The 7,662-nt window shown below is 73.3% G+C and carries 7 protein-coding genes; 5 read left to right on the top strand and 2 right to left on the bottom strand.

Annotated elements, in window-relative coordinates:
• Positions 1–79: 79 nt before the first annotated feature.
• Positions 80–748 (bottom strand): NAD(P)-binding oxidoreductase, encoded by a 669-nt coding sequence (locus ACFXOZ_RS34365; protein ID WP_375896105.1) that lies wholly within the window; start codon positions 746–748, stop codon positions 80–82.
• Positions 749–817: 69 nt separating this feature from the next.
• Here ACFXOZ_RS34365 and dxr point away from each other — a divergent pair, with 69 nt between their 5' ends.
• The 5 genes from dxr (at position 818) to ACFXOZ_RS34340 (ending at position 6,526) form a co-directional block, all read left to right on the top strand.
• A complete protein-coding gene (dxr, locus tag ACFXOZ_RS34360; RefSeq protein ID WP_380593823.1) occupies positions 818–2,062 on the top strand; it encodes a 1-deoxy-D-xylulose-5-phosphate reductoisomerase in 1,245 nt (414 codons plus the stop codon).
• Between the two features lie 105 nt (positions 2,063–2,167).
• Entirely contained in the window at positions 2,168–3,472 is a 1,305-nt protein-coding gene (locus ACFXOZ_RS34355; protein WP_375896100.1) for an RIP metalloprotease, read from the top strand.
• Positions 3,473–3,616: 144 nt separating this feature from the next.
• Positions 3,617–4,777: a flavodoxin-dependent (E)-4-hydroxy-3-methylbut-2-enyl-diphosphate synthase gene (gene ispG, locus ACFXOZ_RS34350; protein WP_350518302.1), complete on the top strand. Its 1,161-nt coding sequence runs from the start codon at positions 3,617–3,619 to the stop codon at positions 4,775–4,777.
• 157 nt (positions 4,778–4,934) lie between these two features.
• A complete protein-coding gene (locus ACFXOZ_RS34345; RefSeq protein WP_375896145.1) occupies positions 4,935–5,810 on the top strand; it encodes a GNAT family N-acetyltransferase in 876 nt (291 codons plus the stop codon).
• Between the two features lie 179 nt (positions 5,811–5,989).
• Positions 5,990–6,526, top strand: a complete 537-nt coding sequence (locus tag ACFXOZ_RS34340) for a GNAT family N-acetyltransferase (protein ID WP_375896097.1) — start codon at positions 5,990–5,992, stop codon at positions 6,524–6,526.
• Positions 6,527–6,565: 39 nt separating this feature from the next.
• Here the strand turns inward: ACFXOZ_RS34340 and ACFXOZ_RS34335 are convergent, their stop codons facing one another.
• Entirely contained in the window at positions 6,566–7,513 is a 948-nt protein-coding gene (locus tag ACFXOZ_RS34335; RefSeq protein ID WP_380593821.1) for an aminoglycoside phosphotransferase family protein, read from the bottom strand.
• Positions 7,514–7,662 lie beyond the last annotated feature (149 nt).

Below are 7,662 nucleotides of genomic sequence, written 5' to 3'. Positions count from 1 at the left end.
GGGGCCTCCCCGCCCTCTACTTGGTGGGTCCCGCCGCGGGGGGGCCCCGGCCGGGGGGGACCGGGCCCCCGCGGCGCGTTCAGGCGCCGTGGCCGGCCGCGGCGGCGACCGCCTCGGCGACGGTGGCGTTCCCGGCGACCAGTTCCAGGGTCTGCCCGGCGGTGCCGGGCTCGTGCAGCAGGGCGGCCAGGACGGCGGCCACGTCGGCCCGGTCGACCGCGCCGCGGCCGACGGCGGGGGCGAGGCGGACCAGGCCGGTGCCGGGGCCGTCGGTGAGCCGCCCGGGGCGCAGCACCGTCCAGTCCAGCGAGGTGCGGGCGCGTACGGCGTCGTCGGCGGCGCCCTTGGCCCGCAGGTAGGTCTCGAAGACCTCGTCGGCGGGGTGGTGGGCGGCCGCGTCGGCGCCCATCGAGGAGACCATGAGGTAGCGCCGGACGCCGGCGAGTTCGGCGGCGTCGGCGAGCAGGACGGCGGCGTCGCGGTCGACGCTGTTCTTGCGGGCGGCGCCGCTGCCGGGGCCGGCGCCGGCGGCGAAGACCACCGCGTCGGTGTCGGCGAGCAGGGCGGCGAGCTGCGGGGCGGTGGCGGACTCCAGGTCGAGCAGCAGCGGCTCGGCGCCGGCCTCGACGAGGTCCGGGGCCTGTTCGGGGCGGCGGATGATCCCGGCGGGGCGGTCGCCGCGGTCGGCGAGCAGCCGTTCGAGCCCGAGCGCGATCTGTCCGTGGCCCCCGGCGATGACGGTACGCATGGGTCCGACGGTAGCCCGGGTGTGCCGGGGGCGTCCTGGGAAAGGTCTCGGACAGGACACAATGGGCGCATGACTTCGCTCGCCCACCCGCAGCTGCGTTTCACGCCCACCGTGGCGGACCCCTCCGGCCCCCGGGAGCTGGTGATCCTCGGTTCCACCGGGTCGATCGGCACCCAGGCCGTCGACGTCGTGCTCCGCAACCCGGACCGGTTCCGGGTGGTCGCGCTGTCGGCGGCCGGCGGCCGGGTGGAGCTGCTGGCCGAGCAGGCGCTGCGGCTGGGCGTGCACACCGTGGCGGTGGCCGATCCGGCGGCGGAGCCGGCGCTGCGTGAGGCGCTGGCCGCGAAGGCGGCGGGCCGGCCGCTGCCGGCCGTGCTGGTGGGGCCGGACGCGGCGACCGAGCTGGCCGCGGTGGAGTGCCACTCGGTGCTGAACGGCATCACCGGTTCGATCGGCCTGCGGCCGACGCTGGCCGCGCTGCGGGCGGGCCGGGTGCTGGTGCTGGCCAACAAGGAGTCGCTGATCGTCGGCGGTCCGCTGGTGAAGGCGGTGGCGAAGCCGGGCCAGATCGTGCCGGTGGACTCCGAGCACGCGGCGCTGTTCCAGGCGCTGGCGGGCGGCACCCGGGCCGAGGTCCGCAAGCTGGTGGTGACGGCGAGCGGCGGCCCGTTCCGCACCCGGACCAGGGAGCAGCTGGCCGGGGTGACCCCGCAGGAGGCGCTGGCGCACCCGACCTGGGCGATGGGCCCGGTCGTCACGATCAACTCGGCCACCCTGGTGAACAAGGGCCTGGAGGTGATCGAGGCGCACCTGCTGTACGACGTGCCGTTCGACCGGATCGAGGTCGTGGTCCATCCGCAGTCGGTGGTGCACTCGATGGTGGAGTTCACCGACGGTTCGACGCTGGCGCAGGCGAGCCCGCCGGACATGCGGATGCCGATCGCGCTGGGTCTGGGCTGGCCGGACCGGGTGCCGGGAGCGGCGCCCGCCTGTGACTGGACCAAGGCCGCGACCTGGGAGTTCTTCCCGCTGGACGACGAGGCCTTCCCGGCCGTCGAGCTGGCCCGTGAGGTGGGCACCCTGGGCGGAACGGCGCCGGCGGTGTTCAATGCGGCGAACGAGGAGTGCGTGGAGGCCTTCCTGCAGGGCCGCCTCGCCTTCACCGGGATCGTGGACACTGTTGCCAAGGTCGTGGCCGAGCACGGACAGCACGACGGTCGGACGGCCGCGGCGGGAACTTCCCTGACCGTCGAGGACGTCCTGCACGCGGAGGACTGGGCCCGTGCCCGGGCCCGCGAGCTGGCGGCGGGCTGACGTCCTCGCCTCCGGCGGCGGTGCCCGGCACGACCGGGACCGCGGTACGGCACGGATCGCGGTACGACGAGACGATGAGCGGAGCGGCATGACGGAGGACCAGCGGTGGCAACGGTTTTGACGGTGGTCGGCATCCTGGTCTTCGTGGTCGGATTGCTCGTCTCGATCGCCTGGCACGAGCTCGGCCACCTCTCCACGGCCAAGCTCTTCGGCATCCGGGTGCCCCAGTACATGGTCGGCTTCGGCCCGACCATCTGGTCGCGCCGGAAGGGCGAGACCGAGTACGGGATCAAGGCGATCCCCTTCGGCGGGTACATCCGGATGATCGGGATGTTCCCGCCGGGCGAGGACGGCCGGATCACCAAGCGCAGCAGCTCGCCCTGGCGGTCCATGATCGAGGACGCCCGTGAGGCCTCCTACGAGGAGCTCCAGGAGGGCGACGAGACCCGGCTGTTCTACACCCGCAAGCCCTGGAAGCGGGTCATCGTCATGTTCGCCGGGCCGTTCATGAACCTGGTCCTGGCGTTCGGGCTGTTCCTGACGGTCATGATGGGCTTCGGCGTCACCATGGCGGTGCCGACCATCGGCTCGGTCGCCCAGTGCGTGGTCAAGGCCGGTCAGCCGACCGACACCTGCCCCGCCGACGCGCCCAAGACCCCGGCCAACGAGGTGGGTCTGCGCCAGGGGGACAAGGTGCTCTCCTTCGACGGCGACCGGATCCGCGACTACGACCAGCTCCAGGCGGACATCCGGAAGTCGGCGGGCAAGCAGGTGGCGATCGTCGTGGAGCGCGGCGGCCAGCAGCTCACCTTCACGCCCACCATCGCCGTCAACGACGTGCAGAAGTACGACGGCAACGGGGTGCCGGAGAAGGGCCGGACCGTCCAGGCCGGGTTCCTCGGGTTCACCCCGAAGAGCGAAACGGTCCAGCTCGGCCTCGGGCAGTCGGTCGACCGGATGTACGACATGGCCGAGAACGGGGTGAAGTCGCTGGCCGCCCTGCCCGGCAAGATCCCGGGCCTGTGGAACGCCGTCGTCGGCGACGCCCCGCGCGACCCGGACTCGCCGATCGGCATGGTCGGCGCCGCCCGGGTCAGCGGCGAGGTGTTCTCCCTGCACGAGTCGGCCGCCCAGCGGATCGCGATCTTCGTGAACCTGCTGGCCGGCATCAACCTGTCGCTCTTCCTGTTCAACATGCTGCCGCTGCTGCCGCTGGACGGCGGCCACATCGCGGGCGCGGTCTGGGAGTCGGTCCGCCGCCGGTTCGCACAGCTGTTCCGGCGGCCCGATCCGGGCCCGTTCGACGTCGCCAAGCTGATGCCGGTCGCGTACGTCGTGGCCAGCATCTTCATCGGGTTCACCCTGCTGGTGATGGTGGCCGACCTGGTGAACCCGGTGAAGATCGGCTAGGACGTTCGGGTACGGCGGGTGTGCTGGGCCCCCGGACCGTGCCGTACCGTGGAGGCCGGGTGCGCGATCGTGGCGCGCCCGGCCTCGGCCGTCCCAACGGCCGGGCGGTCGATCCACACCTCAACCCCGGGGAACCCTGCGCACATGACCGCGATCTCGCTCGGTATTCCGTCCCTGCCGCTCAAGCCACTGGCCAAGCGCCGGTACTCCCGGCAGATCATGGTCGGCAACGTGCCGGTCGGCGGCGACGCACCCGTCTCCGTGCAGTCGATGACCACCACCGTGACCGCCGACATCAACGCCACGCTGCAGCAGATCGCGGAACTGACCGCGTCCGGCTGCCAGATCGTCCGCGTCGCCTGCCCGTCCCAGGACGACGCCGACGCGCTGCCGATCATCGCCAAGAAGTCGAAGATCCCGGTCATCGCGGACATCCACTTCCAGCCCAAGTACGTCTTCGCGGCGATCGACGCCGGCTGCGCCGCGGTGCGCGTCAACCCGGGCAACATCAAGGCCTTCGACGACAAGGTCGGCGAGATCGCCAAGGCCGCCAAGGACGCCGGGGTGCCGATCCGGATCGGCGTCAACGCCGGCTCGCTCGACAAGCGGCTGCTGGAGAAGTACGGCCGCGCCACCCCCGAGGCGCTGGTCGAGTCCGCCCTCTGGGAGTGCTCGCTGTTCGAGGAGCACGACTTCCGCGACATCAAGATCTCGGTCAAGCACAACGACCCGGTCGTGATGATCAACGCCTACCGCCAGCTCGCCGCCGCCTGCGACTACCCGCTGCACCTGGGCGTCACCGAGGCCGGTCCGGCCTTCCAGGGCACCATCAAGTCCGCGGTCGCCTTCGGCGCGCTGCTCGCCGAGGGCATCGGCGACACCATCCGGGTCTCGCTGTCGGCCCCGCCGGCCGAGGAGATCAAGGTCGGCAACCAGATCCTGGAGTCGCTCGGGCTGCGCGAGCGCGGCCTGGAGATCGTCTCCTGCCCGTCCTGCGGCCGCGCCCAGGTCGACGTCTACAAGCTCGCGGAGGAGGTCACCGCCGGGCTGGAGGGCATGGAGGTGCCGCTGCGGGTCGCCGTCATGGGCTGCGTCGTGAACGGGCCGGGCGAGGCCCGCGAGGCCGACCTCGGGGTCGCCTCCGGCAACGGCAAGGGCCAGATCTTCGTCAAGGGCCAGGTGATCAAGACCGTTCCCGAGTCGAAGATCGTCGAGACCCTGATCGAGGAGGCGCTCAAGCTCGCCGAGCAGATGCAGGGGGAGGGCGTCGAGGCCGGTTCGCCGACCGTCGTCGCCGCGGAGTGACCGCCGAGCGGTCCGAGCGCGGGTGCAGCGAAGTTTTCCGGAAGCGGGGCCGTCCGTTCGCGGACGGCCCCGCGGCCGTAGCCGGGTGGGGCCACGGAGTAGGGTGCGGCCAGAGTCGTCTCAGTGAGGTGCTGTCTCGATGATCGATCGAGGTGTGATGCTCCCCAGCTCCTTCCAGGCCGCCCGGGCGCTGGCCACCACCCGCGTGCTGGAACCGCCCGACCTGGCGGACGCCCTGGAGATCCTCCACCGCGACCCGGTCGCCAACGCCTTCGTCGCGACCCGGGTCGAGGCCGTCGGGCTGGACCCGTGGCGGCTCGGCGGGGAGATGTGGGGCTGGTACGGCGCGGACGGCGTGCTCGACGCCCTCTGCTACGCCGGGGCGAACCTCGTCCTGGTCAACGCCGGGCCGCAGGCCGTCGCCGCCTTCGCGGAGCGGGCCCGGCGGCAGGGCCGGCGCTGCTCCTCGATCGTCGGACCGGCCGGGGCGACCGCCGCCTTCTGGGCGCTGCTGGAACGGAGTTGGGGCCCCGCACGCGAAGTCCGGGGCCACCAGCCGCTGTTGGCGACCTCCTCGCCGTCCGCGGAGATCGCGCCCGACCCGCTGGTACGCCGGGTGCGGCGCACCGAGGTGGAGGCGCTGATGCCCGCCTGCGTGGCGATGTTCACCGAGGAGGTGGGGGTGTCGCCGCTGGCCGGCGACGGCGGGCTGCTCTACCAGGCCCGGGTGGCCGAACTCGTCACCACCGGGCGGTCGTTCGCGCGCTTCGCCGAGGACGGCCGGGTGGTGTTCAAGGCCGAGATCGGAGCCGTGACCCAGGGGGCCTGCCAGATCCAGGGCGTCTGGGTGGCGCCCGAGCACCGCGGCCAGGGGCTGTCCGAGACCGGGATGGCGGCCGTGCTGGACGTCGCGCTGCGCGAGGTGGCGCCGGTGGTCTCGCTGTACGTCAACGACTACAACCTGCGGGCGCGGGCCGCGTATCGACGGGTCGGGTTCCGGGAGGTCGGGGCCTTCATGAGCGTGCTGTTCTGACCTCCTCCCGGGGGCGGTGGGTCGGGGGTGCGGTGGGGTCGGTGGGTCGGTGGGGCCCGGGCGCTTCCGGGGTGCCCGGGTGCGGGGCGGTGTTGTGGCGCGGTTCGCCGGTGTTTCGCCGGTTGTTGGGTTCCGATCTTCGGCCGCGCCAGGGGGCCGCTGGTAGTAACGTCCGGAGCATGGATCAGCTGACCGGGGTGACGATCGAGGCCATCGACCTCGCGGCCTGGGCGCCGCAGGCGCTGGAGGTCCAGGCGGTGGCGTTCGGGCTGACGCCCGAGGAGGTCGCGGTCCGGCTGCACATCGTCGGGCGGCACGCCCGGCAGCCCGGGGTGATCGCCTTCGGGGCGATGAGCGGCGGCCGGCTGGTCGGGTTCGGGTACGGGATGCCGAACCAGCGGGACCACTGGTGGAGCACCGTCATCGAGCCGTACCTGACCGCCCGGGGCTACGGGGACTGGCTGGACGGCGTGTTCGCCGTCACCGAACTGCACGTGCTGCCGGAGTTCCAGGGCCAGGGCGTGGGCTCGCGGCTGATCCGGCTGCTGTGCGAGGGCTCGGGCCTGGAGCGCAGCATCCTGTCGGCGATCGACGCGGAGACACCGGCCCGGCGGCTCTACCGGGCGCTGGGCTACCAGGACCTGGCCCGGGCGGTGCGGTTCCCGGCGACGGACCGGCTGTACGCGGTGATGGGGGCGCGGTTGCCGTTGCGGTAGCCGTTGCCGTTGCCGTAGCGGTGGCCCGGGGGGTCGGTCCTAGTCGGAGAGGTGACCGGCGAGTTCCAGGTGGAGTTCGGCGTCCTCGTGGCGGCTCGTGGCCAGTGCGCGAAGGGCCAGGTCGACGGCGCGGAACAGGGCCCAGCCGCGCAGGCGGTCCCGGTCGACGTCGAGGGCGTCGGCGAGCTGCTGGAGCCTGCGGCGGACCGCGGCCGGGGCGCCGGGGGAGCCGATCAGGGTGTCCGCGCGGTCCAGGGCGAGGCGGGCCAGGTCGTAGGCGCGCTCGCCGGTCAGCGGGCGGGGGTCGATGGCCAGCCAGGGGGCGCGGTCGGCGGCGAGCACGTTGCCGTGGTGGAAGTCGCCGTGCAGCAGGAGGTTCTCGTCGGCGGAGGCGGTCAGGGCCCGGGCGGTGGCGAGGGCCTCGTCGATGAGGGGCTGGGCGGCGGCTGCGGCGGGGTGGGCGCGGTGCTCTGCGAGGCGGGCGGCGGTGTCCGTGACGCGGTCGGCGAGGGTGGGGAGTTCGGGGCCGGCGGGCTGTGCGGGGCTGGAGGGCGGTTCGACCCAGAGGCGGTGCAGCAGGCTGGTGGCCTCCAGCATCGCCTTGGCCTCGGCGAGGGAACGCAGCGGGATGTCGCCGTGCAGGCGCTCCAGGAGGAGGACTCCCGCGTCGGGGTCGGCGTCGAGCAGCAGGACGGCGCCGCGGCCGGCCCAGTGGGTGAGCGCGGTGTGCTCGTGGGCGGTCTCGGGGGTGACCAGTCCGGCCTTGAGGACGGCGGGGGAGAGGTCGTCGCGGTGGACGTACGCGATCAGGCTGAGGCTGCCGCCGGGGTCCAGGGTGCGTTCGAGGGTGAGGTTCCAGCGGGCCAGATGGGTGGTGGCCGCGGCCGGCAGAGCGGCGAGCCATTGGCGGCCGGGCTCGCCGTGGGTGGCGGTGACGGTGGTCGTCAGCCGGGTGGGGGCGGTGATCTTTGGGGCGGGTCCGGACATGGGTCCATTGTCGGGGCTTGTGGGGGGCGCTGCGCGGGGCTGTTGGTGGGTGGGGGGCTTTCGGGAGGGTGGGTGGGTCCGGGGGCGGTTCCGGGGGTGGGTGCTCCGGCGGCTGGGTGATTTTCCGACTGCCGACTCTGTGGGTGGGC

It is taken from the genome of Kitasatospora sp. NPDC059160 (assembly GCF_042755465.1).
GTDB lineage: Bacteria > Actinomycetota > Actinomycetes > Streptomycetales > Streptomycetaceae > Kitasatospora.
Note: the sequence above shows the minus strand (reverse complement) of the source record. Positions and strands in the feature narration are given on the sequence as shown.

Bases quoted from the DNA above. Each gene is read 5' to 3' on its own strand.
- ACFXOZ_RS34365 (WP_375896105.1), bottom strand. From the start codon at position 748: ATGCGTACCGTCATCGCCGGGGGCCACGGACAGATCGCGCTCGGGCTC.
- dxr (WP_380593823.1), top strand. From the start codon at position 818: ATGACTTCGCTCGCCCACCCGCAGCTGCGTTTCACGCCCACCGTGGCG.
- ispG (WP_350518302.1), top strand. From the start codon at position 3,617: ATGACCGCGATCTCGCTCGGTATTCCGTCCCTGCCGCTCAAGCCACTG.
- ACFXOZ_RS34345 (WP_375896145.1), top strand. From the start codon at position 4,935: ATGCTCCCCAGCTCCTTCCAGGCCGCCCGGGCGCTGGCCACCACCCGC.
- ACFXOZ_RS34340 (WP_375896097.1), top strand. From the start codon at position 5,990: ATGGATCAGCTGACCGGGGTGACGATCGAGGCCATCGACCTCGCGGCC.
- ACFXOZ_RS34335 (WP_380593821.1), bottom strand. From the start codon at position 7,513: ATGTCCGGACCCGCCCCAAAGATCACCGCCCCCACCCGGCTGACGACC.